General features: G+C 60.1%; 24 protein-coding genes and 1 tRNA gene. 19 read left to right on the forward strand and 6 right to left on the reverse strand.

Features of this window, described 5'->3' with window-relative positions; genetic code table 11:
* Positions 1 to 40: 40 nt before the first annotated feature.
* On the reverse strand, positions 41 to 523 hold the full coding sequence (locus DOU54_RS05545; RefSeq protein WP_004442355.1) for a DUF192 domain-containing protein: 483 nt from the start codon (positions 521 to 523) through the stop codon (positions 41 to 43).
* Positions 523 to 1,101: a cold-shock protein gene (locus DOU54_RS05550; RefSeq protein ID WP_004442353.1), complete on the reverse strand. Its 579-nt coding sequence runs from the start codon at positions 1,099 to 1,101 to the stop codon at positions 523 to 525. Before DOU54_RS05550 ends, DOU54_RS05545 begins: the two co-directional genes overlap by 1 nt.
* 192 nt (positions 1,102 to 1,293) lie before the next feature.
* On the opposite strand from DOU54_RS05550, the gene DOU54_RS05555 reads away from it, so the two are divergent.
* The 3 genes from DOU54_RS05555 (at position 1,294) to DOU54_RS05570 (ending at position 4,030) form a co-directional block, all read left to right on the forward strand.
* Entirely contained in the window at positions 1,294 to 1,734 is a 441-nt protein-coding gene (locus DOU54_RS05555) for a VOC family protein (protein WP_045533768.1), read from the forward strand.
* Positions 1,735 to 1,891: 157 nt separating this feature from the next.
* On the forward strand, positions 1,892 to 3,154 hold the full coding sequence (locus DOU54_RS05565) for a D-Ala-D-Ala carboxypeptidase family metallohydrolase (RefSeq protein ID WP_162749512.1): 1,263 nt from the start codon (positions 1,892 to 1,894) through the stop codon (positions 3,152 to 3,154).
* A 132-nt stretch (positions 3,155 to 3,286) separates the two neighbouring features.
* Positions 3,287 to 4,030, forward strand: a complete 744-nt coding sequence (locus tag DOU54_RS05570) for a glycosyltransferase family 25 protein (protein WP_113380533.1) — start codon at positions 3,287 to 3,289, stop codon at positions 4,028 to 4,030.
* 123 nt (positions 4,031 to 4,153) lie between these two features.
* On the opposite strand, the gene DOU54_RS05575 is transcribed toward DOU54_RS05570, so the two are convergent.
* Positions 4,154 to 4,229: transfer RNA gene (locus tag DOU54_RS05575), tRNA-Lys, on the reverse strand.
* A 280-nt stretch (positions 4,230 to 4,509) separates the two neighbouring features.
* Here DOU54_RS05575 and DOU54_RS05580 point away from each other — a divergent pair.
* Together DOU54_RS05580 and DOU54_RS05585 are read left to right on the forward strand one after the other, a co-directional pair.
* On the forward strand, positions 4,510 to 5,256 hold the full coding sequence (locus tag DOU54_RS05580) for a cytochrome c biogenesis CcdA family protein (protein WP_022556323.1): 747 nt from the start codon (positions 4,510 to 4,512) through the stop codon (positions 5,254 to 5,256).
* Positions 5,257 to 5,290: 34 nt separating this feature from the next.
* On the forward strand, positions 5,291 to 6,229 hold the full coding sequence (locus tag DOU54_RS05585) for an AEC family transporter (RefSeq protein WP_004442347.1): 939 nt from the start codon (positions 5,291 to 5,293) through the stop codon (positions 6,227 to 6,229).
* Here DOU54_RS05585 and DOU54_RS05590 read toward each other — a convergent pair.
* The gene (locus DOU54_RS05590; RefSeq protein WP_113380534.1) at positions 6,213 to 7,421 is read right to left on the reverse strand and encodes a UbiH/UbiF family hydroxylase; all 1,209 of its coding nucleotides are present in this window, start codon (positions 7,419 to 7,421) and stop codon (positions 6,213 to 6,215) included. The two genes, DOU54_RS05585 and DOU54_RS05590, sit on opposite strands and share 17 nt — an antisense overlap.
* Before the next feature lie 209 nt (positions 7,422 to 7,630).
* On the opposite strand from DOU54_RS05590, the gene pcsA reads away from it, so the two are divergent.
* From pcsA to DOU54_RS05650, 12 genes are all read left to right on the forward strand, one after another.
* Positions 7,631 to 8,356, forward strand: a complete 726-nt coding sequence (pcsA, locus tag DOU54_RS05595) for a phosphatidylcholine synthase (protein ID WP_006698811.1) — start codon at positions 7,631 to 7,633, stop codon at positions 8,354 to 8,356.
* Positions 8,357 to 8,568: 212 nt separating this feature from the next.
* Positions 8,569 to 10,128, forward strand: a complete 1,560-nt coding sequence (locus DOU54_RS05600) for an ABC transporter ATP-binding protein (protein WP_045533764.1) — start codon at positions 8,569 to 8,571, stop codon at positions 10,126 to 10,128.
* The gene (locus DOU54_RS05605) at positions 10,118 to 11,209 is read left to right on the forward strand and encodes an ABC transporter permease (protein WP_004442339.1); all 1,092 of its coding nucleotides are present in this window, start codon (positions 10,118 to 10,120) and stop codon (positions 11,207 to 11,209) included. Before DOU54_RS05600 ends, DOU54_RS05605 begins: the two co-directional genes overlap by 11 nt.
* Entirely contained in the window at positions 11,209 to 12,129 is a 921-nt protein-coding gene (locus DOU54_RS05610) for an ABC transporter permease (protein ID WP_004442337.1), read from the forward strand. The genes DOU54_RS05605 and DOU54_RS05610 overlap by 1 nt, the downstream gene beginning before the upstream one ends.
* A gap of 35 nt (positions 12,130 to 12,164) precedes the next feature.
* Positions 12,165 to 13,238: a BMP family ABC transporter substrate-binding protein gene (locus DOU54_RS05615; RefSeq protein ID WP_004442334.1), complete on the forward strand. Its 1,074-nt coding sequence runs from the start codon at positions 12,165 to 12,167 to the stop codon at positions 13,236 to 13,238.
* A gap of 298 nt (positions 13,239 to 13,536) precedes the next feature.
* Positions 13,537 to 14,274: a FadR/GntR family transcriptional regulator gene (locus DOU54_RS05620; RefSeq protein WP_006698813.1), complete on the forward strand. Its 738-nt coding sequence runs from the start codon at positions 13,537 to 13,539 to the stop codon at positions 14,272 to 14,274.
* A gap of 222 nt (positions 14,275 to 14,496) precedes the next feature.
* On the forward strand, positions 14,497 to 15,858 hold the full coding sequence (glmU, locus tag DOU54_RS05625; protein WP_113380535.1) for a bifunctional UDP-N-acetylglucosamine diphosphorylase/glucosamine-1-phosphate N-acetyltransferase GlmU: 1,362 nt from the start codon (positions 14,497 to 14,499) through the stop codon (positions 15,856 to 15,858).
* Between the two features lie 102 nt (positions 15,859 to 15,960).
* Positions 15,961 to 17,787 carry a glutamine--fructose-6-phosphate transaminase (isomerizing) gene (glmS, locus tag DOU54_RS05630; protein ID WP_113380536.1) on the forward strand — a complete coding sequence of 609 codons (1,827 nt, stop codon included), beginning with the start codon at positions 15,961 to 15,963 and terminating at the stop codon, positions 17,785 to 17,787.
* On the forward strand, positions 17,784 to 18,287 hold the full coding sequence (locus DOU54_RS05635; RefSeq protein ID WP_022556314.1) for a GNAT family N-acetyltransferase: 504 nt from the start codon (positions 17,784 to 17,786) through the stop codon (positions 18,285 to 18,287). The genes glmS and DOU54_RS05635 overlap by 4 nt, the downstream gene beginning before the upstream one ends.
* Before the next feature lie 12 nt (positions 18,288 to 18,299).
* Positions 18,300 to 18,968, forward strand: a complete 669-nt coding sequence (locus DOU54_RS05640; RefSeq protein WP_004442327.1) for a DUF502 domain-containing protein — start codon at positions 18,300 to 18,302, stop codon at positions 18,966 to 18,968.
* Positions 18,969 to 19,083: 115 nt separating this feature from the next.
* Positions 19,084 to 19,332, forward strand: coding sequence for a CopG family ribbon-helix-helix protein (locus DOU54_RS05645; protein ID WP_502695923.1), 249 nt, complete (start codon positions 19,084 to 19,086; stop codon positions 19,330 to 19,332).
* A complete protein-coding gene (locus DOU54_RS05650; RefSeq protein ID WP_113380538.1) occupies positions 19,329 to 19,619 on the forward strand; it encodes a type II toxin-antitoxin system RelE/ParE family toxin in 291 nt (96 codons plus the stop codon). Before DOU54_RS05645 ends, DOU54_RS05650 begins: the two co-directional genes overlap by 4 nt.
* 23 nt (positions 19,620 to 19,642) lie before the next feature.
* Here DOU54_RS05650 and DOU54_RS05655 read toward each other — a convergent pair whose 3' ends face one another.
* Together DOU54_RS05655 and recG are read right to left on the reverse strand one after the other, a co-directional pair.
* Positions 19,643 to 19,915 (reverse strand): hypothetical protein, encoded by a 273-nt coding sequence (locus tag DOU54_RS05655; RefSeq protein ID WP_113380539.1) that lies wholly within the window; start codon positions 19,913 to 19,915, stop codon positions 19,643 to 19,645.
* A 12-nt stretch (positions 19,916 to 19,927) separates the two neighbouring features.
* Positions 19,928 to 22,033 carry an ATP-dependent DNA helicase RecG gene (gene recG, locus DOU54_RS05660; protein ID WP_113380540.1) on the reverse strand — a complete coding sequence of 702 codons (2,106 nt, stop codon included), beginning with the start codon at positions 22,031 to 22,033 and terminating at the stop codon, positions 19,928 to 19,930.
* 188 nt (positions 22,034 to 22,221) lie between these two features.
* Here recG and DOU54_RS05665 point away from each other — a divergent pair, with 188 nt between their 5' ends.
* Complete coding sequence (locus DOU54_RS05665) at positions 22,222 to 22,533, forward strand: FAD assembly factor SdhE (protein WP_037092537.1); 312 nt, start codon at positions 22,222 to 22,224, stop codon at positions 22,531 to 22,533.
* Between the two features lie 4 nt (positions 22,534 to 22,537).
* On the forward strand, positions 22,538 to 26,035 hold the full coding sequence (gene mfd, locus DOU54_RS05670) for a transcription-repair coupling factor (RefSeq protein ID WP_113380541.1): 3,498 nt from the start codon (positions 22,538 to 22,540) through the stop codon (positions 26,033 to 26,035).
* The last annotated feature ends 160 nt before the right edge of the window (positions 26,036 to 26,195 follow it).

The raw sequence follows: 26,195 nt of genomic DNA on the forward strand, positions 1-26,195 counted from the left end.
AACATCGTCCGGCTCATTCAGACGCAATAACGCGGCAACGTCACTTCCGGTTGCCAATTTGCGCGCTGCGCACAATATCGCCAGGCTTGATGCCGTAACGTTTCGCAGCGCCGCCATTCAGTTCAAGCACGAATTTCACTGGCCCGCGGGAGCTGATGATGGCTTCCGAATGTGGAACCGCGTTTTCGTGGATGTGGGTGATGCGGCCGTCACGGCCAATGAAAAGCATGTCGAGCGGAATAAGCGTGTTCCGCATCCACATGGCGACATCACGCGGTTCACCGAAATTGAACAACATGCCGTTTTCTGGTGGCATGCTCTTGCGGAACATCAGGCCCTGTTCGCGCTGGGCATTGTTCAGCGCCAGTTCCACAGTGAAATCGTGGCTTTTTCCCCCGGCCGTTTCAATCTGCAGCGGTTCGGAGGTGAATGTCTGCTGTTGCTGCGCCTGGGCGGCGCTGGCCAGCGTGAAAAAAAGAAGCGCCATAACGGCGCTCTTCACCATATCGGGCAGGGCGGACATCAATGCGACATCCCGATCGAAACCGGGTTGTCCGGATGGATTTCCGCGGCCATCAGGCCTTTGTCGCCATCGCCATAACGCACCAGCACAACCTGCCCGGGGCGAAGTTCGGTCAGGCCGAAACGGCGCAGTGTCTCCATATGCACGAAAATGTCTTCCGTTCCTTCGCCACGCGTCAGGAAACCGAAACCCTTGGTGCGGTTGAACCACTTGACGATGGCGCGCTCCAGTCCGCTGGACGGCGTCACCTGCACATGGGTGCGCACCGGCGGCAGCTGCGAGGGGTGGACGGCGGTGGACTGATCCATGGAGAGAATGCGAAATGCCTGAAAGCCACGGTCGCGCCGCTGGATAAGGGCGACAATGCGCGTGCCTTCAAGGATCGTCTGGTAACCGTCGCGACGCAGGCAGGAAACATGCAGCAGCACATCCTGTGTGCCGTTGTCGGGCACGATGAAGCCGAAACCCTTGGCGACATCGAACCACTTCACGACGCCGGTGATCTCGGTCAGGTCCACGGCATCGCCCGAAAGGTCCTCGACATCGACTATCGTTTTCGATGACATCCTATCAGCCATATCCTGCCAACCCCTCGATTACGCGCCATACACCGGTCAACTGATTCCTGTGCGCCAGATTAACATCTTGGTAACGGTTTCACGCAAGCCCTAGTTTTTGATTTACGCAGCTGCTTTTATGTCGCCGTCCTTGTCCGGGGCTTGCGATCATGCGTTTAACGGCTTCGGACCCGTGTAATGGAGAGGAATAAAATGCGGTATCTGCACACGATGGTTCGCGTCAAAGACCTTGGCGAATCACTTAAATTCTATGTCGACCTGCTCGGCCTTGCCGAAATACGCCGAATCGAGAACGAAAAAGGCCGCTTCACTCTGGTGTTTCTTGCAGCTCGCGACGACGTTGCTGCGGCGAAGGAAAACAAGGCGCCGTGCCTCGAACTCACCTATAACTGGGATAGCGAAGATTATACCGGCGGCCGCAATTTCGGTCACCTCGCTTATGAGGTCGATAATATCTACGACTTCTGCGCGCATCTGCAACAGAACGGCATCATCATCAACCGGCCACCGCGAGACGGGCATATGGCCTTCGTACGTTCACCGGATGGTATTTCTTTCGAAATTTTGCAGAAAGGCGAAAGCCTCGCACCAGCCGAACCGTGGATATCTATGCAGAATACCGGTTCCTGGTAGGGATTTTCCGGTGAGCAGCAGCGTTTTCGGGCGCTCTTGCCTTGTCCTGAGGGGATGAGGCATAGTCCGCGAATCGAAACGGCCAGTCCCGTTTTGGGGGAAGCACACGATTCCGTTCCCGTGCTGCTGTTGGAAATAAAAGATACGGAGGCCACCCATGAAAACTGTCGAGGGCGCAAAGGGACGCGTTTCTTGTCGGCGTCTCGTCATCGCGGTTTCGTTGCTGGGGCTTTCCGGATGCGTTTCGGCGGTGACTGACGAGGAGATGGCCGCCACTGCCAAAAAGCCGGAAGTTGCCGGACAGCAGAAGCAGCAGACGGCCGCAACTGCTGCACCCGCGGCCGGTGCGCAGCAGGGGCACTATGTGGATCCCGCCGTGGCGTCAGCGGCTGGCGCGACCACTGCTCCGGCGCAGCATCTGGCAGCGGGCGGCCCGGCACAGGGTTACGGCGCTGCCGCCGATATCGCCGGACTGACGACGCAGCCAACGGGTATTTCCGCTGGAACATCAAGCATCTATTCCACCGCATCCGCAGCGCCTTCCCTGGCCGCCACGGCGTCCGGCGCGGCCGCGGCGGGCGTGCCTTCCCAGAAAATCACACCTGCGCTCAGCAGCGTTTACTCCGCCCCCGTGCAGGCGGCGCAACCGCAGCCGGTATCCGCGCCTGTTGCTGTGCCGTCAGCCGTGCAGGTACCGGAGCAGCACAGCGAGAACCGCCAGCCGGCTGCCGTGCCGGTGCCACAAACCGCATCGGAACAGCTTGCTTCGGTGCAGCCCGCGACCAGTGCCGCCATGGGCGACGAGAAGCAGGAAGGCGAAGGCAAGGGCGTCACGCTTGCAGCATTTTTCGCCGGTGCAGCCAAGAAGCGCCTGCCGAAAATGATCGAAAGCGGTTCGGCAGGTGGCACGCAGGTGGCCGCACTTCCGGGAGCGGCGGACAAGACGATGGGTATTGCGCTCTCCGGTCGCTCGATGATGTCCGACGAATTCGACGACGCTCATCTCGATGAAGAGGACGATGAACCCACCGGGCTGATGAAGCTTGCCTCGCTCTCCGGCCTGACCCGCGTCGCGCCGAACGGGCTTTTCCTGCAGACAGATCGCGTTGAAGTCGGTTGTTTCAAGCCGGAGCTCATCAGCATGATCAAGGATGTGGAGCGACACTATAACAGCCCGGCCATTGTCACCTCGGGCTACCGTCCGCCAAAGGGAATAAGGCAGGGTTCAAAACATTATACCTGCGATGCGGCTGACATACAGATCAAGGGTGTCTCCAAGTGGGAACTCGCAACCTATCTGCGTTCCCTGCCGAACCGCGGGGGTGTCGGCACCTATTGCCATACCGAATCGGTCCATATGGACACCGGTGAACCGAGAGACTGGAACTGGCGCTGCCGCCGTACCGCCGCGCGGAAGTGATGCGACCATTCCTTGCCGGCTTACAGCCACGGCACTCCTGACGATGGACAGTGGAGCGTGACCGTGGACGCAACGTTCCCATTGTTGTAGGACGCGGCGGTTCATTGTTTCCCGCTTATGGTTCCTTGCGAAATGCAGCCTGTGTCCAATTTGCCCGTCTACATCATTTCGATTGCCCGTGCGCGGGCGCGACTGGAAAAAATGCTCGAAGGGGCCGCAGGTCTTGATCTTGATTTGCGGCCGGTGGAGGGAATTGATGGAAAGACCGTCCTCCCTGAAAACTGGCGCGATTTCGACCGACGCCGCTTCGAACTGCGCAACGGGCGCCACGCGCTGCCGGGAGAATATGGCTGTTATGCCAGCCATATTAAAGCGCTTGAGATCTTTCTTTCAACCAATGCCCCTGTCGCGGTGATTGTTGAAGACGACGTGGCGTTCACGCCGGATTTTTCGGAGCGGGTGAGGGCCATGGCGGCGATCATGCCTGACGATGCAGTCGTGAAATTGACCAATCATCGCCGCAAGGGTTTCAAAGGCCGCAGAACGAGTGCATTTGGGGATACGTTTGGCCGCTGCATCTATGGGCCTCAAGGTTCATCTGCGTGCTACATCGTTTCGCGCAGCGCCGCTGAGCGTTTCCTGAAGACGGCGCGTGTGATGACGCTACCTTTCGACCGCGCCCTGGAGTGCGGTTGGGGATATGGCACCAACGTTTACGTCTCCGACAGGGACTTTCTGCCCTTTGGCGACCCGAATACGCTCGTCGGAACGCGCGAGGAATATAAAGGCAGCAAGTTCACCCGACTGAGGCGACTGCCCGCTTATCTTTCCAGCTTTTATGACAATATAGCACGTTACATCTACGCGTACCGCTAGGCGTCCGTGGTGGCGACGCTTTTGTTTCCTGTATTGATGTTGGAAACGCTTTGAACACCCGGCGGGATGATTGCCTGCCGGTTGGGTAAGTCTATGGAAATAAATACGAAAAATATTATGAGATGGTGAGAGCGCAGGGATTCGAACCCTGGACCTACTGATTAAAAGTCAGTTGCTCTACCGGCTGAGCTACGCTCTCCCGTGGCGGGCTTGGCTGCCCTTCGGAAGTGCGCGGAACATATGTAGAGCGATCCGTTCGGTCAACCCAAAAAAAGCGCTTTCGGCGATCAATCCGGTTTTTTTTGTCGCACCCCCGAAAAGGTGATTGGAGAGAGGGGGCGGCCGGGGATAAAACCGGCGTCAAGTGTGTCTGCCTGGCGGCTGAAATCGTTTTGCGGCAATGACATGCGTGAAAATGAAGCGTGAAGCGGTGGCGGCTCTCAAGAATCGCGGCGGCTTTGCGGGATGCGGAGTTTCTCTTGTCGATTGCCGATATTTCCCTGTTCAGCGCGCTTTTGGCTGGCGCTCTTTCGTTTCTGTCGCCCTGCGTTCTGCCGCTGGTGCCGCCTTATCTCTGTTATATGGCGGGTGTGTCGGTCGAGCAGTTCAGGACGGAAGACGCGGCACCACGGCCGGAGATTCGCAGGGCCGTTCTGTTTTCGGCCTTCTTTTTCACACTCGGTTTTGCCACCGTCTTCGTGGCGCTGGGCGCGGGCGCCTCGACGATAGGCACGCTTCTGCGCCAGAATCTCGACATTCTCGCCAAGATCGGCGGTTTCATCATCATCCTGATGGGCCTGAATTTCCTGGGCGTGTTCCGTATCGGCCTGTTTTCCCGCGAGGCCCGGTTTCAGGGCGCGGGCAAGCCGGCGACGCTGTCCGGAGCCTATATCATGGGACTCGCCTTCGCCTTTGGCTGGACGCCCTGCATCGGCCCGGTTCTTGGCGCGATTCTCGGCGTTGCTGCTTCACGCGACACGGTCGGCGACGGCGCAATGTTGCTTGCGGTTTATTCCCTTGGCCTTGCGGTACCGTTCTGGATCGCGGCGGCGTTTTCCGGCTCCTTCATGCGTTTCCTCGTCCGCTTCCGTCGCCATCTCGGCCTCGTGGAAAAGCTTCTCGGCGTGTTGCTGGTGCTAACCGGCCTCGCTTTCATATCCGGTTTTATCACCAATGTGGCGATCTGGTTCCAGGAGACCTTTCCGATCCTGATGCAAATCGGCTAAGCCTCCCGCTGGAGTTGCTTGCGGGGGAGACATAGTGACTGACATCGTGGGATTGCTGTTGCCGTTTTTCGGCCTCATCTTGATCGGCTACGGCGCTGCGCGCATCACGAAACAACCGGTCGAGGCGATGGGCTGGCTGAACACCTTCATCATCTACGCGGCGCTGCCGGCGCTGTTTTTCAAGCTGGTGTCGAAAACGCCGGTGGAAGAACTGGCGCGGATGGATTTCGTTGCCGCCAGCCTCGTCTGTACCTATGGCATTTTCTTGGTTGTGTTCCTGATCGGTCGTTTTGTCCGGAAAAACAGCCTCGCTGAAACGACGATCCAAAGTTTCGCGGCAAGTTACGGCAATATCGGCTATATGGGCCCGGGCATTGCGCTTCTGGCGCTCGGCGAAAAGGCGGCGGTGCCTGTGGCGCTCATCGTCTGCCTCGAAAACGCCGCGCATTTCATTGTCGCGCCGGCGATGATGGCCGTTGCAGGCGGCGACAAGCGTTCCCCGGCGAAGCTTGCGCTGGATGTGGCCCGCAAGGTCATCACCCATCCCTTCATCGTATCCGTCATCGCCGGTTTCCTGGCCGCTTCGCTGTCATGGCAACCGCCGGAGGCGGTGCAGCGGCTGGTGGATTATCTGGCGCAATCAGCCGCACCCTGTGCGCTGTTTGCAATGGGCGTGACGCTGGCACTTCGGCCGATGAAGCGGGTGCCGGTGGAGATCAGCTATATCGTGCCGGCAAAACTCATCCTGCATCCGCTCGCCGTTTATCTCGTGCTGTCGTCGCTCGGGCGATTCGAGCCGGTGTGGATCTATTCCGCCGTGCTGCTGGCTGCTTTGCCGACCGCGACGAATGTCTTCGTCATCGGCCAGCAATATCATGTGTGGCAGGAGCGGGCGTCGGCGACGATCCTGATTTCGACGGTGCTGTCGGTTCTCACGCTGACGGGCGTGGTTTATTTCATCCAGCCTTTTTGAAGCTGCCGAACAGCAGTGAGGGCAGGGCCTTCAGGCCCCGGCCGGGTTCGATGCCTTCGCGCATGACAATGCTTCGGAGCGTACCGATGCCGGAAAGCACGTGCAGGCCGGCTGCGCGCGCCATCTGGATGGGCAGGAAATCCGAAAGCAGCGAGCGGTTCAGGAGATCGACGCTCAGCGTGCGGCTATAGACATCCGCCCGCCGCCTGCGGTCGAAGCTGCTGCCGGCATCGGCCGCAATGGGGCGGTCGGAAACGGCGCTCAGCAATTCCGTCAGTGAGATGATGTCGCGCAGGCTGAGGTTCAGTCCCTGTGCGCCGATGGGCGGAAAACCATGTGCCGCCTCGCCGATCAGGGCGACGCGGCCCTTGCCGAAGCGATGGGCGGTCATGGAAGAGAGCGGCCATGCCTGGACGCTATCCTCGACGGTAACGGCGCCCAGCATGGACTGCATGCGTTCCTCGACCCGAAGGCTCAGCGCTTCCAGTGGCAGGGCAGTCAGTTCTTCCGCCTGTTGCGGGGTGACGACCCAGACGAGGCTGGAGCGGTTGCCGGGAAGGGGAACCTGCGTGAAAGGGCCGGTGGGCGTGTGGAATTCCGTCGAAACATTTTCATGCTGTCGGCTGTGGCCGAAGTTCAAAACGACGGCGGTCTGCGGATAGGACCAGGATTTCACGCCGATGCCGGCTGCATCCCGGACCATCGACTTCCTGCCATCTGCCCCGATGAGGAAATCGGCAGAGAGCGTTTCGCCGTCCGCAAGCGTCACCGTCACGCGGTCGTCGCCGATATCGATCGCCTCGGCGAAGGTGTCGAGGCGGGTAATATTGTGTTCCTGCTCCACCGCTTCGCCGAGAACACCGAGCAAGGCCTCGTTGGGGATGTTCCAGCCAAATGCATCCAGGCCGATTTCGGAGGAACGGAACTGCACTGTCGGTGCTCGCAACAGACGGTCGGTTCCGTCTATGATCTGCATGGTGGAAAGGCGGGCGGCCGAAGGCGCGATGCGTGACCACAGGCCGAGACGGTCCAGGAAGCGGATAGACTGGTCCATGAGCGCCGTGGTGCGCCGGTCCTTCCTGTCGGTGGAAGGTGCTACGAGCGCCACGTGGCGACCCGCCCGTGCCAGTGCGATGGCCGCGATCTGACCCGCAAGTCCTGCACCTGTTATGGCGATATCGAAGTGTCTCATGGTCCTGATCCGTTGTTATTTCCAGAGCATCATAAAGGCTTTGCATCGGCAAATCCACTTCCGGCCGGGAACATCCGGTTGTGAAGATTCATTGGGTCTGCCGCCACATTAGTCTTAGGATAAGCCGACTGAGCCGGTTGCAAAGCGTGGTGAATGGCCGCATACCGGAATAAGCAGGGCGGATGAAAAGCGGGGCGCAGACGCTGACCATGAAAATTTTCAACTACAAGCGTGTTCCCTATGCGGAAATCCGCGCCTTTTCCGTTCATATTCTAACGGCGTCCGGTTCCTTTCTTGCCTTCCTTGGCGTCGTCGCCGCTTCCGAGCACCGTTTTGTCGATATGTTCTGGTGGCTTGGTCTTGCGCTGCTGGTGGATGGGATAGACGGCCCTATCGCCCGGAAGGTCCGGGTCAAGGAAGTGCTGCCAAACTGGTCGGGCGATACGCTCGACAACATCATCGATTACGTGACCTATGTGCTTCTGCCTGCCTTCGCGCTCTATCAGAGCGGCATGATTGGAGAGCCATGGTCCTTTGTGGCGGCGGGCATGATCGTGGTGTCCAGTGCTATCTACTATGCCGATATGGGGATGAAGACCGACGAATATTTCTTCTCGGGCTTCCCCGTGGTGTGGAACATGGTGATCTTCACGCTCTTCGTGATGGATGCCAGCGCCACCACCGCCATGACAGTCGTGACTGTTTCGGTGTTCCTGACATTTCTGCCGATCAATTTCCTGCATCCCGTGCGGGTGAAGCGGCTGCGGTCCCTTAATCTTCTTGTCGTGGCCATCTGGTGCGCCCTTGGTGGTTACGCGCTGCTGATGCATTTCCAGACGCCGACATGGGCGGTGGTGGGGTTCGTGGCGAGCGGCATCTACCTGTATTGCATCGGAGGAATTTTACAGTTTTTCCCAACGCTCGGCGCGAAATGATGAAGAGGTAAAGCCGTTTATTGCTTGTGCAAATTGCATTTAAGCAGCTTCTTTTTCAGTTGTGCGCAGCAGCAAAACCGTTATCAATAAGTTCTGATCACGTATCATTGCATACTTTTTGGTGCGGGATTGGGAACAATGACCGCGACCGTCTGAAACGCCTCGAAGAAGGCATGGACGGTTGGTGAGAGAGGGAACTCGTGACTGGAACTTTGGCGCCGGAGGCCGTGCCTCTCCTGTCCGTTCGCAAGCTGACCAAGCTGTTCGGCAATTTCGCCGCCTGCAACGGTATCGATCTCGATATTGCGCCGGGTGAAATCCATGCGCTCCTGGGTGAAAACGGCGCGGGTAAATCCACGCTCGTCAAGATGCTGTTCGGCGTTCTCGCACCGACCGAGGGCGAAATCATCTGGCAGGGTGAGCCGGTTTCGGTGGGTTCGCCAAGCGAAGCCCGCAGGCTCGGCATCGGCATGGTCTTCCAGCATTTTTCGTTGTTCGAGGCGCTGACGGTTGCCGAGAACATTGCCCTGTCGCTCGATCCGAAAATTTCATTGAAGGAAATCGCCAGGGAAGCGGAGACCCTGTCGCGCGCCTATGGCCTGCCGCTCGACCCCAATGCGCATGTGGCCGATCTTTCGGTCGGCGAGCGCCAGCGCATCGAAATTGTCCGTGCTCTGCTGCAGAACCCGCGCCTTATCATTCTTGACGAGCCGACCTCGGTTCTGACGCCGCAGGAGGCCGACAAGCTTTTCGAGACGCTGGAGAAGCTGAAGGCCGAAGGCCGTTCCGTGCTTTATATCAGCCATCGTCTCGAAGAGGTTCAACGCATCTGCGACCGCGCCACGGTTCTGCGCCATGGCAAGGTGACCGGTGCCTGCGATCCGCGCCGGGAGACGCCGGCATCGCTGGCGCGCATGATGGTGGGCAGCGATGTCGCCAGTGTGTCGCGCGCGACGGGCGAAGCGCTGGGTGCGCCGCAGATCGAAGTCATGGGGCTTTCGGTCGCGCCGCGCACGCCGTTCGCCGTGGCATTGAAATCGATTTCGATGACCGTGCGCGCCGGGGAGGTGCTGGCGATCGCCGGGGTCGCGGGAAACGGGCAGGGTGAGCTGTTCGACGCGCTTTCGGGGGAATACCCGGTTTATAATAACGATGCGATCCATCTCCGCGGCAAGCCGGTCGGCCGGATCGGCATCAACGGTCGCCGGCTGATGGGGGCGGGTTTCGTACCGGAAGAGCGCCATGGCCACGCCGCCGTTCCCGGAATGAGCCTCTCCGACAATCTGTTGCTCGCGCGGGCCCGCTCCGATCGCAAGGCGTTCCTGACCGGCGGTTTCCTGCGTATTGTCAGGGGGTCGGCCATCAGGGCAGCGGCGCGGCGCATATCTGAAACCATGGATGTGCGCAAAAGCGGGGCCGATCCGCTGGCAGGCTCGCTCTCAGGCGGCAATCTGCAGAAATTCATCGTGGGACGCGAGCTCGACCGCCAGCCGGCCGTGCTTGTCGTCAACCAGCCGACGTGGGGCGTGGATGCGGGTGCTGCGAGCCGCATCCGTCAGGCACTTGTCGATCTTGCCAAGTCGGGCTCGGCGGTCATCGTCATCAGTCAGGACCTGGATGAAATCTTTGAAGTCGCCACCAATATCGCGGTCATCTCCGACGGCAAGCTTTCCGAGGCCCATCCGGTGGAGGAAATGACGCTCGAAAAGATCGGCCTGTTGATGGGCGGCATTCACACGACACATTCGGGAGCCGCCCAGCATGCGCATTGAGCTTGAAAAACGCGCAGGGGTTTCCCGGCTTTTTACATTTCTTTCTCCGCTTCTGGCGCTGGTGCTCACCCTGCTGGTCGGTGCTGTCATGTTCGCCATGCTCGGGAAGAACCCGGCCCATGCGCTTTATGCCTTCTTCGTGGAGCCGTTGCTCGAAGTCTGGTCCCTGCACGAGCTGGCGATCAAGGCCGCGCCGCTGATCCTGATCGGTGTCGGCCTGTCGATCTGTTATCGCTCCAATAACTGGAACATCGGAGCGGAAGGGCAATTCACCATCGGTGCGATTACTGGCTCCATACTGCCGGTTCTTTATCCGGACTGGCATTCGCCGCTGCTTCTGCCGCTCATGCTGGTGATGGGAGCTCTCGGCGGGGCGCTCTATGCGGGTATTCCCGCTCTCCTGAAGACGAAGTTCAATACCAACGAAATCCTCGTCAGCCTGATGCTGGTCTACGTTGCACAGCTTTTCCTCGACTGGCTGACGCGCGGAATCTGGCGTGATCCGGGCGGTTATAATTTCCCGCAGACCAAGCCGTTCAACGATAGCGCCGTGTTGCCGGAAATGCTTGCATCGGGCAGGGCGCACTGGGGCTTCGTTTTCGCCATTGTCGCGGCGATCGCGCTGTGGTTCATGATGCGCTACATGCTGAAGGGCTTCGAAGTCACCGTGCTTGGCCAGTCGGCCCGGGCAGGGCGATTTGCCGGTTTCTCGTCGAGCCGCATGGTGTGGTTTTCGCTGCTGCTATCGGGCGCGCTGGCCGGTCTTGCGGGCATTTCGGAAGCCTCCGGCTCCATCGGCCACCTCCAGCCCAGCATTTCGCCGGGCTATGGTTTTACAGCCATCATCGTCGCGTTTCTCGGCCGTCTTAACCCGCTTGGCATTATCCTGTCAGGGCTGGTGCTGGCGCTGACCTATCTCGGCGGCGAGGCGGCGCAGCTTTCGATCGGTGTATCGGACAAGGTCACGCGCGTGTTCCAGGGGCTGATGCTGTTCTTCGTGCTCTCCTGCGATACGCTCATCTTCTATCGCATCAAGGTCGTTTTTGCCGGCAAGGCGCATCACAAGCAGGGAGCGGCATGATGGACATGCTTCAGGCCATTCTCCTCACCGTCATCACCGCCGCGACGCCGCTCGTCATAGCCGCCTCCGGTGAGCTGGTGGTGGAGCGATCCGGTGTGCTCAATCTCGGCGTCGAAGGCATGATGATCATGGGTGCGGTCTGCGCTTTCGCGACCGCCCATATGACGGGCTCGCCCTATCTCGGCATTCTGGCCGGCATTGCTTCGGGTGCGGTTTTTTCGCTGCTGTTCGGTTTTCTGACATTGACGCTGGTTACCAATCAGGTGGCGACGGGTCTTGCGCTCACCATTCTGGGCCTGGGCGTATCCGGTATGCTGGGCGAAAGCTTCGTTGGCCTGCCAGGCGTCAAGCTGCAGCCGATCGTCTTTCCCGTTCTGTCGGACATACCCTTCATCGGCCCGCTGCTCTTCCGGCAGGATCTGATCTTCTACCTTTCCATAGGGCTGGTGGCCGGCATAGGCTGGTTCCTGTTCAAAAGCCGGGCGGGCCTGAAGATACGCGCCATCGGCGATAGTCATGCCTCGGCCCATGCGCTCGGGATCAACGTCATCCGCACACGCTATCTGACTGTCATGTTCGGCGGTGCCTGTGCCGGTCTCGCTGGCGCGCAGCTTTCGCTGGTTTATACGCCGCAATGGGTGGAAAACATGTCGGCCGGGCGTGGCTGGATCGCGCTGGCGCTCGTTGTCTTCGCGTCCTGGCGTCCATGGCGGGTGCTCGCCGGCGGTTATCTGTTCGGCGCCGTCACCATCGGGCAATTGCACGCGCAGGCCTTCGGCATCGGGGTGCCGTCGCAGCTTTTGTCGGCGCTACCTTACCTTGCAACTATTGTCGTGCTGGTCATCATCTCGCATAATCGCCGCACGACGTTGATCAATACACCGGCATCGCTGGGCAAGTCCTTCGTACCGGACAGGTAAAGCATTCTCACGTCTCCAAACCAACAGGGGTAAAAATGAAAAAACTGGTCATCGCACTTGCCGCTTCCATCGCGGCGCTGGGAGGCGTTGTTTCCTCCGCTGAAGCCGCCGACGCCAAGAAGGTCTGCTTCATCTATGTCGGTAGCCGCACCGATGGCGGCTGGACGCAGGCGCATGATATCGGCCGCGAAGAGCTGCAGAAGCACTTCGGCGACAAGATCGAAACGCCGTTCCTCGAAAGCGTTCCGGAAGGCCCGGATGCTGAACGCGCCATCGAGCGCATGGCCCGCTCCGGCTGCGAACTGGTGTTCACCACCTCCTTCGGCTTCATGGATGCGACCGTGAAGGTTGCCCAGAAATTCCCTAAGGTGAAGTTCGAGCACGCAACCGGCTTCAAGACGGCTGAAAACGTCGCGACCTACAATTCGCGTTTCTATGAAGGCCGTTACATTCAGGGCCAGATCGCCGCGAAAATGTCGAAAAAGGGCGTTGCCGGTTACATCGCGTCCTTCCCGATCCCGGAAGTGGTGATGGGCATCGACGCCTTCGTTCTCGGCGCGCAGTCCGTCAATCCTGAGTTCAAGGTCAAGGTCGTCTGGGCCAACACCTGGTTCGACCCCGGCAAGGAAGCCGATGCCGCGAAGGCGCTGATCGACCAGGGCGTTGATATCCTGACGCAGCACACCGACACGACCGCACCGATGCAGGTTGCAGCCGAGCGCGGCATCAAGGCATTCGGCCAGGCCTCCGACATGATCAAGGCCGGTCCTGAGACGCAGCTGACCGCGATCAAGGATACCTGGGGCGCTTATTACATCAAGCGCACGCAGGCTCTTCTCGATGGCACCTGGAAGTCGGAATCGGTCTGGGACGGCCTGAAGGACGGTATCCTGACCATGGCGCCCTATACCAACATGCCTGACGACGTGAAGAAGATGGCCGAGGACACCGAAGCCAAGATCAAGTCCGGCGAACTGCACCCCTTCACCGGCCCGGTGAAGAAGCAGGACGGCTCGGAATGGCTGAAGGCTGGTGAAAAGGCTGAGGACAAGGTCCTGCTCGGCCTCAACTTCTACGTTGCCGGCGTGGACGACAAGCTGCCGCAATAATCTGCGTTGTGGGACAGGGTGTCATCCTCGGCCTTGACCCGGATGACACTCCCCATGTCCATGGATCCTCGCCTGAAGGGCGAGGATGACGTGGGAAATTGAGTTCGCAAAGATCGGGGCTGTACATCGACGCATGTGCAGCCTTGCTTATTTTCATGGGTTTTATTGCGTAGATGAAGTTTGCCTTTGCTTTTCCGGCAACTTGATGTCTTTCACTATATTCTGACTGAAGATACACGTCTGGCGCGATTTTTAAAATCGCCAACCGAACGGAAGGACATGGCACTTGCAGCGCGGAATGCTCGATGCGGCGATCGGTCTACGAAAGCTGCGGACAAATCATGCACAGGTCGTTCACAAGCTCGGTCTCGACATCGTGTCCGGCAACTTCAGGACCGGCGACATCCTGCCAGGCGATGCGGAGCTGATGGAGCGGCTTAAAGTTTCGCGCACCGTGCTGCGCGAAGCGATGAAGACGCTGACGGCCAAGGGCATGATTTCCCCCAAGGCGCGGATTGGTACGCGGGTGACGGAGCGCGAAAGCTGGAACATGTTCGACAGCGAAGTGCTGCTATGGCACTTCGAGGCCGGCGTCAGCGATGAGTTCCTGCTGCATCTCTACGATATCCGCAAAGCCTTCGAACCCTATGGCGCCGGGCTTGCCGCCATCAGGGCAAAGGATGCGGATATCGCAAAGCTTGCCGCCTATGCCAATGAGATGGGCAATACTGCTTATTCGAAAGAAAAGCGCGCGCTTGCGGACATGAATTTCCATGTCCTCATCACCGAAATGTCGGGCAACCCGTTCATGCGCACCGTTGGTTCGCTGATAAAGGCAGCTCTGGCGGGCATTTTCCGGATGAGCAATCCGGACACCGATCCCAATGAAATTTCCGATGTTTCAGCTTCGCACCTGAAGCTCGTGGAAGCCTTTCGTCTGCATGACGAGGCCGCCGCGCGTCGCGAGATGGAAAGATTGATTGAGAACGGCCGCCAGCAGGTACTGGAATTCACTGCCCGCAACTCCCGGCGATAAATCAGACGGTGGGAGCAGGATGTGATCCCGCTCCAATCACGTTTGATGAAAACCGGTGCGGAAATTTGGTGCAGATTTGCATGGTTTCTTAAGTGGGCCGCCGTTATAGCAATCCGGAATGAAATTACCGATGCGCCCGTTCGTTTTGCCGGACGGCGCAAAGTCAAACATGTGCCGCTGTATCGGCTGCCAGGCAGTCGCCGACGGGGTGTTGGAGGTCTTATGGAGCGCAGCTCTCTAGCCGTTATTCTCGCAGCGGGCGACAGCACGCGCATGAAGTCGTCGAAATCCAAGGTGCTGCATCCGGTCGCCGGCCGTCCGATGATTGCGCATGTGGTCGAGGCGGTGGCTGGATCGGGCGTGGGCACGGTGGCGCTCGTCGTCGGACGTGACGCCGACAATGTTGCCGCGGCGGCGAGCCTGCCGGGACTTCAGGTTGAGACTTTTCTTCAGACGGAACGCAAAGGTACCGGCCATGCCGTGCTTGCCGCACGTGCGGCAATCGAACGCGGCTTCGACGATCTCATCATCGCTTATGGCGACGTGCCGCTCATTACCTCCGCCACGCTCGACCGGGCCCGCGAGGCCATTGCTTCCGGCGCCGATGTCGCGGTGATCGGTTTTCACACCGACCGGCCTACGGGTTATGGCCGGCTGCTGGTCGAGAATGGCGAGCTGGTGGCGATCCGCGAGGAAAAGGATGCGACCGACGAAGAGCGCAGGGTGACCTGGTGCAATAGTGGTCTGATGGCGATCAATGGCCGCAATGCCCTTGATCTGCTCGACCGGATCGGCAACGGCAATGTGAAGGGCGAATATTATCTGACGGACGTGGTCGAAATCGCCCGGTCGCTCGGCCGCCGCGCCGTCGCCATCGATGCACCGGAAACAGAACTGGTCGGCTGCAACAACCGCGCCGAACTGGCCTTTATCGAAAAGCTCTGGCAGGAGCGCCGCCGCCATGAATTGATGGTCGACGGCGTATCGATGATCGCGCCTGAAACCGTCTTCCTCTCCTTCGATACGACGATCGGTCAGGACGCGCTGATCGAGCCCAATGTCGTTTTTGGTCCCGGCGTGACGGTCGAACCGGGTGCCGTGATCCATGCCTTCTCACACCTCGAAGGCGCGCATGTCGCGGAAGGTGCCACTGTTGGTCCCTATGCCCGGCTGCGACCGGGGGCCAACCTGCACGCCAACTCCAAGGTGGGTAATTTCTGCGAGGTCAAGAAGGCCGAGATCGGCGAGGGGGCCAAGGTCAATCATCTCACCTATATCGGCGACGCCTTCGTTGGCGCGGGCAGCAATATCGGTGCCGGCACCATCACCTGCAATTATGACGGTTACAACAAGGCTGAGACGCGGATCGGCGCGAACAGCTTCGTTGGTTCCAACTCGTCGCTGGTTGCTCCCGTGACGATTGGCGAGGGGGCCTACATCGCCTCCGGCAGCGTCATCACCGATGACGTGCCCGATGATGCGCTGGCTTTTGGGCGTGCGCGCCAGGAGGTGAAGCCGGGCCGCGCAACCGTGGTGCGCGAGCGGGCGAAGGCGCTGAAGGAAGCGAAGAAGAAGTCGCCTTGAAGGACGTTACGAAGCGATACCGAAAGTGACCGGCGCCATAATTGCGGATTGCACGGGAAAGATTAGAAGTTTCGGCGAAAAGATCGCCGTCTGGAGATATATATGTGCGGAATTGTCGGAATTGTCGGAACTGAGCCCGTTGCTGAACGGCTTGTCGATGCACTGAAGCGTCTCGAATATCGTGGCTACGATTCAGCCGGCGTTGCAACGATCGACAATGGCGCGATGGATCGCCGCCGTGCCGAGGGCAAGCTCTTCAATCTGGAAAAGCTGGTGTCCGAAAAGCCGCTTCCGGGCGTGGTCGGCATCGCGCATACACGCTGGGCGACCCACGGCGTGCCGAACGAAACCAACGCTCACCCGCACTTCGTCGATGGCGTGGCCGTCGTCCATAACGGCATCATCGAAAACTTCGCCGAACTGCGCGACGAACTGACCGCCGAGGGCGCGACCTTCACCACCCAGACCGACACCGAGGTGGTGGCGCAGCTTCTGGCGAAATATACCCGCGAGGGTCTTGGTCATCGTGAGGCTATGCTGAAGATGCTGAACCGCATGACCGGCGCTTATGCGCTGGTGGTGATGTTCAAGGACGATCCCGGCACGCTGCTTTCGGCGCGCTCCGGCCCGCCGCTTGCCGTCGGTTATGGCCGCGGAGAAATGTTCCTGGGTTCCGACGCCATTGCGCTTTCGCCCTTCACCAACGAGATCACCTATCTGGTGGATGGCGACTGCGCCATCGTGACCCGGCAGGGTGCTGAGATCATCGATTTCTCGGGCAAGCCGGTGAAGCGCGAGCGGCAGATATCGCAGGCGACGGCCTATGTCGTCGACAAGGGCAACCATCGCCACTTCATGGAAAAGGAAATCTACGAGCAGCCGGAAGTCATTTCCCATGCGCTCAGCCATTATGTGGATTTCGCCTCCAAGACCGTGAAAGAGGCCGATAAGGCCATCGATTTCGCCAAGCTTTCCGGACTTGCGATCTCCGCCTGCGGCACGGCTTATCTGTCCGGCCTGATCGGCAAATACTGGTTCGAGCGTTATGCGCGCCTGCCGGTGGAGATCGATGTGGCCTCCGAGTTCCGCTATCGCGAAATGCCACTTCAGCCAACGCAGGCGGCGCTCTTCATCTCGCAATCGGGTGAGACAGCCGATACGCTGGCATCGCTGCGCTATTGCAAGGAAAGCGATCTCAAGATCGGCGCCATCGTCAATGTGCGGGAATCGACCATTGCCCGGGAATCGGACGCCATCTTCCCGATCCTTGCCGGACCGGAAATCGGCGTCGCTTCCACCAAGGCCTTCACCTGCCAGCTTGCGGTGCTTGCTTCGCTCGCCATTGCCGCCGGCAAGGCGCGCGGCACGCTGAAGCCTGGTCAGGAAAAGGAACTTGTGCAACATCTGATCGAGATGCCGCGCATCATGAGCCAGGTGCTCAACATCATCCAGCCGCAGATAGAGGGCCTGTCGCGCGATCTGTCGCGCTTCAAGGACGTGCTTTATCTCGGCCGGGGCACCAGCTTCCCGCTGGCGCTGGAAGGCGCGCTGAAGCTCAAGGAAATTTCCTATATCCACGCCGAAGGTTATGCTGCCGGCGAGTTGAAGCACGGCCCCATCGCGCTGATCGACGAGAACATGCCCGTCATCGTGATTGCACCGCACGATCGCTTCTTCGAAAAGACCGTTTCGAACATGCAGGAAGTCGCCGCCCGCGGCGGCCGTATCATCTTCATCACGGATGAGAAGGGAGCTGGCGCTTCCAAGCTCGACACCATGGCGACGATCACGCTGCCGACCGTCGACGAACTGATCGCACCGATGGTCTTCTCGCTGCCCATTCAGCTGCTGGCCTATCACACCGCCGTTTTCATGGGTACGGATGTCGACCAGCCGCGCAACCTTGCAAAATCGGTCACGGTGGAATGATCATCCGGCCAGAGCGCCAGGGTGACGAAGAGGCGATTGCCCGCGTTACGGAAGAAGCCTTCCGTGACGTCGAGCATAGCGACAAGACCGAACATCTGATCGTGGCGCAGCTGCGGGAGGCCGGTGCGCTCACGGTTTCGCTCGTGGCCGAAGACAGCGAAGGGATCGTCGGCCATATCGGCTTTTCGCCCGTGACACTTTCAAGCGGCGACAGCGGCTGGTTTTGCCTTGCGCCTCTTTCGGTGACGCCGGAACGGCAGGGCGAGGGTATCGGCTCCCGGCTGGTGCGTGAAGGGCTTGGTGCGCTTGATCGGCTGAGCGCATCGGGATGTGTCGTTGCCGGCGATCCCGATTATTATGGACGCTTCGGTTTTCGCGCCGTCGAAGGCCTAAGCGCTATGGGGATTCCTGACGAATATTTCACAGTTCTTCGCTTGCATGGGGGAACGCCATCCGGCATTGTCAGTTTTCATCCGGGTTTCGATAGCGACAGCGCTTAACGCGAACGGTAAATGACCGACATTCCTCCCAAAATTTCCTTTGCGACACGGTTGCGCAACAGCTTCCTGACGGGCGTTCTGATCCTCGCACCCGTCACCATTACCATGTGGCTGGTGTGGAGCTTCCTGCAATGGGCGGATAGCTGGGTGAAGCCCTATATTCCCGCCCGTTACGATCCCGAGCAATATTTCGATGTGGCCATTCCGGGCTTCGGCCTGCTGATCGCTGTCATCGGCATCACCCTCATCGGCTTTCTCGGCAATAACCTGATCGGGAAATGGATTGTCGGCGTCGGTGAATCCATCCTCAACCGCATGCCGTTGGTGCGGCCGATCTATAAAAGCATCAAACAGCTGTTCGAATCCGTCCTGAAGGAGCACTCGAACTCCTTCAAGAAGGTTGGCCTGATCGAGTTCCCGTCGTCAGGCACATGGGCGATGGTGTTTGTGGCTTCCGAGGCAAAGGGCGAACTCGCCCATCGCTTCAACGAGATGGGCCAGCAGATGGTCGCCGTCTTCCTGCCGCCCACACCGGTGCCGACGGCGGGCTTCCTACTGTTCGTGCCCAAGGACAAGATCGTGATGCTGGACATGACCCCGGAGGATGCGGCGAAGCTGCTGATCTCGGGTGGTCTTGTGGCGCCGGATTTCAAGCCGCCGAAGATGATCGCGCCGGTTTGAACGCATTCGCAAGGCGCTAGATTCCTTCCTCCATTCCCGCGGAGGGAGGTAAAGCCATACGGTTGACGAACCATTGTGGTTCACCAATAATCACAGTGAACCAACAAGGGTTGCGATTATGACTGCATTTACTGTTCGCCTGCCTGATGAGGTTGCCGACAAACTCGACCAGTTGGCGGAAAAACTTGACCGGTCGCGATCCTACATGGCGGCGCGGGCGATTGAGGACTTTGTTTCCCGCGAGGAGTGGCAGCTTGCCGAGATTGAGGCGGGTGTGGCGGAAGCCGATCGCGGCGAGTTCGGGACAGCTGAGGATCTCGCAAACATTGTCGGGAAATATACAAAATCCGCCCGGCCGTCATGAGTGACCGGCGAATTCGTTGGACTTTACGGGCGCTGCGACGGCTCGATGAAATTGGTGCGCATATCGAAAAGGATAATCCAGCGGCTGCTGCCCGGGTAATTTCCCGAATTGTTTCAGCGGTTGATATGTTGGTGGAACAGCCAGCCATGGGGCGGGTCGGACGCATCAGAGGAACACGGGAAGCCGTGCTGCACGACATTTCCTACATCATTGCTTACCGCGTGGGCGGGGATGTCGAAATTTTGACGATCATCCACACATCGCAGCGGTGGCCTTCGGCGCTTTAGCCCAACAGTCGCCGGACTTCTGGTCAGTCCTCATCATCCAGATCATCCACTTCCGTCCCCGTATTGGTCGCGTGGAACACGGGAACGAAAAGCCGCATATAGACCAGCCGCACGGTCCAGCCCTGTTCCAGTGCCTCCGCCCATGCCTTTTTGCGACCGGGCTTCTTGAACGACTTGCCGATTGCCTTCTTCTCGCTTTTTGCAAATGTTTCGGGCTGGAGGACGTTCTGCGGAGAGCACAGCGCGTATCCCTTGCGGAAGGCGGGTGGTGGGCGGCGCGGGTCGATCATGTTCATGGGCGTTCTCTTTCAGCCGGCGTGCAGGAAACGAATCGCTTCGTCGCGGCGGTGCAGATAGAGCAAGGTGCGTAGCGCATCGCCGCGTGGACCTGTCAGTTCCGGGTCGCGCTCGATGACATAGGCGGCGTCCTTGCGGGCGATTTCCAGGAGGTCGGCATGAGCCTCGAGGCTGGCGATGCGGAAGCCAGGCGTGCCTGATTGACGCGTGCCGAGCAACTCGCCTTCGCCGCGCAGCTTCAAATCTTCCTCGGCGATCAGGAAGCCATCCTCGCTGTCGCGCAGGATGGAGAGCCGGGCGCGGCCGTTTTCGCTGAGCGGGCCCTTGTAGAGCAGGATACAGGTGGAGGCCTCGTCGCCGCGTCCGACGCGGCCTCGCAGCTGGTGCAGCTGGGCGAGGCCGAAACGTTCGGCGTGTTCGATGACCATGATCGTCGCGTCAGGCACATCGACGCCGACCTCGACCACCGTAGTTGCCACCAGCAGGCGGGTTTCGCCGTTCTTGAAGGCGAGCATGGCGGCGTCCTTCTCCGGGCCGCTCATACGCCCGTGAATGAGGCCGATGTTGGCGCCGAGCATCTGCGAGAGAACCGCGTGGCGCTCCTCCGCCGACATCAGGTCGGACTCCTCCGTCTCCTCCACCAGCGGGCAAATCCAGTAGGCTTTTTTGCCGTCCTTCAGCGCTGCGCGCAGCCGCTCAACAATATCGCCGATGCGTTCGGTGGGGATCGTCACCGTCTGGATGGGTTTGCGGCCCGCCGGTTTTTCGGTGAGCTTGGAGACATCCATGTCCCCGAAGGCGGCCAGTACCAGCGTGCGTGGAATGGGCGTGGCGGTCATGACAAGCATATGCGGCGTGATGCCCTTGGCGGTGAGGCGCAGGCGCTGATGCACGCCGAAACGGTGTTGTTCATCCACCACGGCCAGCACAAGGTTCTTATAGGTGACGCTGTCCTGGAACAGCGCATGGGTGCCGATGACGATCTGCGCTTCGCCCGAGGCCACGCGCTCCTCGATCTCGCGGCGCTCCTTGCCCTTGGTGCGGCCGGTCAGCACTTCCACCGTGAGGCCCACGGCCTGCGCGAGTTTGGAGATGGTGGCATAGTGCTGGCGGGCAAGGATTTCGGTGGGCGCCATCAGCACCGCCTGTCCGCCGGCTTCCACCGCCGTCGCCATGGCCATCAGCGCCACCAGCGTCTTGCCCGCACCGACATCGCCCTGCAGCAGCCGCAACATGCGGTCTTCGCCAGCCATGTCGGTCAGGATATCCTTGACGGCGGCGCTCTGGCTTGCCGTCAGCGAGAAGGGCAGTTGCGACAGGATCTTTGCGGCGATATCGCCCTTGGAGCGGATTGGCTGGCCCGCCACCTTGCGCAGCCGCTGGCGCACCAGCGCCAGTGAGAGCTGCCCGGCCAGGAATTCGTCATAGGCAAGCCGTCTGCGCGCCGGCGCCTGAGGATCGATATCGGCGCTGTCGCGCGGATCGTGCAATTCGCGGAAGCTTGATGCCACGTCACCGAAGCCCTGCCGGGTCTTGAGCGTCTCATCGATCCATTCCGGGAAAACCGGCAACTTAGAGAGCCCGCCTTCGATCGCCTTGCGCAACACCTTGGCGGAAAGGCCGGCGGTCATGGGATAAACCGCTTCCACAAGCGGCAGATTTTCCGCCTCGGAAAGCTTCACCATGAAATCCGGATGCACCATGGAGGCGCGGCCGTTAAACCAGTCCACCTTGCCGCTGACGAGAACCTCTTCATCGACGGGCAGGGCCTTTGACAGCCAGTCGCCCTTGGCGCGAAAGAAGGTCAGCGCCAGTTCGCCGGTCTCGTCATGCAGGAAGACGCGATAGGGCGCGGAGCGGTTACCCGGCGGTGGCGGCTGATGGCGGTCGACACGTCCCTGAATGGTGACAATGGCGCCGGGTGCTGCAAGCGCGATGCCGGGACGGTTGCGGCGGTCGATGACGTTGGAGGGCGCATGGAACAAAAGGTCGATAACGCGCGTATCGTCCGCATTCTCCCGTCCCAGAAGTTTTGCCAGGAGATCGGCAAGCTTCGGCCCCACGCCGGCAAGCGTGGAGACGGAGGCAAACAGCGGATCGAGAATGGCCGGGCGCATGGGCAGCAAAATCGGGGAAGGGGACGGCTTATGCAAGACTTCGCAGGTCACAAAGCCGGGTTATCACCGGCAGATTTTCGTGGCGGTGGTATTATTTCGATAAAAACCGGTTCCCAAGCGTTCGCCTCCTGTTCTATAGGAGGTCGCAGTCAACACATTGTTGATTAGTCAACCGAAAGGTGAATGCGATGACTGGACTGGTGCGCACGAGTGCCGACCTCGATCCGAGACGCCGGCGGATACTTTACCGCTGCTGGCACCGCGGCATTCGCGAGATGGACCTCGTTCTCGGGCAATTCGCGGAAGACAATATCGCGCTGCTTTCCGATGACCAGCTCGATGAGCTTGAAGTCATCATGGCGGAAGAGGATAACGACCTCGTCAAGATGGTGACGGGGGCGCTTGCAATTCCTGAAAAGTTCCAGACCCCCCTGTTCATGAAGATCGCCTCCTACCGTCCCGATTTCGATCTCGTCACCGCAGACAACGTGAAAGCCTGAAACCATGATAGCCGGATTCGATGCAAAGCTGGTGTCGTCGGCCGATACGCCGCTGACCATCGGAAACGTGCCCGCCGGCATGGAGGCGCTGCTGCTTGCCGAGATGGCGCGCGCAGGCACCTCGGTTGCCTATGTGATGTCGGATGGCCAGCGCATCGCCGATCTCGAACAAATTCTCGGCTTTGTTGCGCCCGATATTCCGGTCGTGACGCTGCCGGCCTGGGACTGCCTCCCCTATGACCGCGTGTCACCAAGCGCCGACACGTCGGCGCGTCGCCTGGCGGCGCTTGCCGGTCTCATCAGCCACGCGAAGAAACCGCATCCGGCCATCGTGCTGGTCACCGTCAACGCCATGCTGCAGAAGATGGCGCCGCGCGACATCATCGAAAGCCTTGGCTTCTCCGCCAGACCCGGCAACCAGATCCGCATGGAGGATATTGCCGCGCGGCTGGAGCGCAACGGTTTCGACCGGGTTGCGACGGTGCGTGAAGTGGGCGAGTTCGCCGTGCGCGGCGGTATTCTCGATGTTTTCGTGCCGGGCACCGAGGAGCCTGTGCGGCTCGATTTCTTCGGCGATACGCTGGAGAGCATCCGTACCTTCGATCCCGCCAGCCAGCGGACCATCGGCCAGGCGCGCTCGCTCGATCTGAACCCGATGAGCGAAGTGACGCTGACGCCGGATACGATCAGCCGGTTTCGCAAGAATTATCTTTCGCTGTTCGGCGCGGCGACGCGCGACGATGCGCTTTATCAGGCCGTTTCCGAGGGCCGCCGTTATGCCGGCATGGAGCACTGGCTGCCGCTATTTTACGAGAAGCTGGAGACCGCCTTCGATTACCTGAAGGGGTTCCGCATCGTCACCGATCACACCGCACGCGAGGCGGCGAAGGAGCGGTCCAAGCTGGTGCTCGATTATTACGAGGCGCGGCGCGCTTCCGGCGAGACGAAGGGATCGACCCAGGGTGCGCCCTACAAGCCCGTGTCTCCCGGTCAGCTTTATCTCAACGGCAAGGATTTCGACACGGCCCTTTCTGCCGTCAATGCGGTGCGTCTGACGCCCTTCAATGAGCAGGACAGCGAGGGAAGACCCGTCGCCACGCTGGACGCGCATGTCGGCCCGCGCTGGGCGCGGCAGCCAACCGAAGGCGAAAGCGAAGAGCGGGTCAATGTCTTTGCCCTGGCTGTGAAACACATAGCCGAGCGCCGCGCCAAGGGCTGGAAGGTGCTGATAACAGGCTGGTCGGAAGGCTCGCTCGACCGGTTGCTGCAGGTGCTGAACGAGCATGGGCTTGAGAAGATCAAGCCGGTTACCTCGCTAAAAGAGGTGGAGAAGCTTGGCAAAGGCGAGGCCGCCTCCGCGGTGCTGAGCCTTGAAGCCGGCTTCGAAACCGGGAATCTTGCCGTTATCGGCGAGCAGGACATTCTCGGCGACCGCATGGTGCGGCGCTCCAAGCGCCGCAAACGCGGTGCGGATTTCATTTCGGAAGTGGCCGGTCTGGACGAGGGCTCGCTCGTCGTTCATGCCGAACACGGCATTGGTCGTTTTGTCGGCCTGCAGACCATCGAGGCGGCGGGCGCACCGCGCGCCTGTCTCGAACTGCATTATGCCGATGACGCCAAGCTGTTTCTGCCGGTTGAAAACATCGATCTCCTCTCGCGTTACGGCTCGGACGCGGCGGAGGCGACGCTCGACAAGCTCGGCGGCGGCGCATGGCAGATGCGCAAGGCCAAGCTCAAGAAGCGCCTGCTCGACATGGCCGATGAGCTTATCCGCATCGCAGCGGCGCGTCTCGTGCGCCATGCGCCGGAGCTTGTCGCGCCCGATGGGCTGTATGATGAGTTTGCTGCCCGTTTCCCCTACGACGAAACCGAGGACCAGCTGAACGCCATCGAGGCGGTGCGGGAGGATCTCGCGGCCGGCCGGCCGATGGACCGTCTCATCTGCGGCGACGTTGGCTTCGGCAAGACCGAAGTGGCCCTGCGCGCCGCCTTCCTTGCCGCCATGAATGGTGTGCAGGTGGCTGTCGTGGTGCCGACCACGCTGCTCGCCCGCCAGCATTTCCGGACTTTCTCGGAGCGTTTCCGCGGGTTGCCCATCCGCGTGCAGCAGGCTTCCCGTCTCGTCGGCTCCAAGGAACTGGCGCTGACCAAGAAGGAAGTTGCTGACGGAAAGACCGATATCGTCGTCGGCACGCATGCGCTGCTCGGTGCGGGCATCAGCTTTGCCAATCTCGGCCTACTCATCATCGATGAGGAGCAGCATTTCGGCGTCAAGCACAAGGAGCGGCTGAAGGAGCTGAAAAGCGACGTGCACGTGCTGACGCTATCGGCGACGCCCATTCCGCGCACCTTGCAGCTCGCCATGACCGGGGTTCGCGAACTGTCGCTCATCACCACCCCGCCTGTCGACCGCATGGCGGTGCGCACTTTCATCTCGCCGTTTGACCCGCTCGTCATTCGTGAGACGCTGATGCGTGAGCATTATCGTGGCGGCCAGAGTTTCTACGTTTGTCCGCGGCTTGCCGATCTCGCCGATATCCTTGCCTTCCTGCAATCGGATGTGCCGGAACTGAAGGTGGCGGTGGCGCATGGGCAGATGGCGGCGGGCGAGCTGGAAGACATCATGAACGCCTTCTACGACGGCAAATATGATGTGCTGCTGTCGACCACCATCGTCGAATCCGGCCTTGACGTTCCAACCGCCAATACGCTGATCGTGCATCGCGCCGATATGTTCGGTCTTGCCCAGCTGTACCAGCTGCGTGGCCGTGTCGGCCGCTCCAAGGTGCGCGCCTTCGCGCTCTTCACCCTGCCGGTCAACAAGGTGCTGACCACGACTGCCGAGCGCCGGCTGAAGGTGCTGCAATCGCTCGATACGCTCGGCGCCGGTTTCCAGCTGGCGAGCCACGATCTTGATATTCGCGGTGCGGGCAATCTACTCGGGGAAGAACAGTCCGGCCATATCAAGGAAGTCGGTTTCGAGCTTTATCAGCAGATGCTGGAAGAGGCTGTCGCCGAAGTGAAGGGTGACGAGCAGGTGCAGGATAGCGGCTGGTCGCCGCAGATTTCGGTCGGCACATCCGTCATGATCCCGGAAGATTACGTTCCCGATCTGCATCTGCGCATGGGCCTTTACCGCCGGCTTGGCGAGCTTGCCGATATCAGCGAAATCGACGGTTTCGGCGCTGAAATGATCGACCGTTTCGGCCCGCTGCCGAAAGAAGTGCAGCATCTTCTCAAGATCGTCTACATCAAGTCGCTCTGCCGCATTGCCAATGTCGAGAAGCTGGATGCCGGGCCGAAGGGCGTTGTCGTGCAGTTCCGCAACAAGGAATTCCCGAACCCGGCGGCGCTTGTCGGTTACATTGGCAAGCAGGGATCGATGGCGAAGATCCGTCCCGATCACAGCCTTTTCCTCAACCGCGATCTGCCGACGCCGGAAAAGCGGCTGACGGGTGCGGCGATGATCATGACGCAGCTGGCGGAGCTGGCGCGGTCGTAGATTTGAGTTTCAGAGGGTGGGCTATTTGGTACCGCAGGTGGGTGGGGTTTACCCCCTCTGCCCTGCCGGGCATCTCCCCCTCAAGGGGGGAGATCGAAATGCGGCAACATCTCGCACATCTCAACCCCTTCGAATGAGGCGGCAACGGCGCCTCTTGCTG

The organism is Agrobacterium sp. MS2 (assembly GCF_003261015.1).
Lineage (GTDB): Bacteria > Pseudomonadota > Alphaproteobacteria > Rhizobiales > Rhizobiaceae > Agrobacterium > Agrobacterium pusense.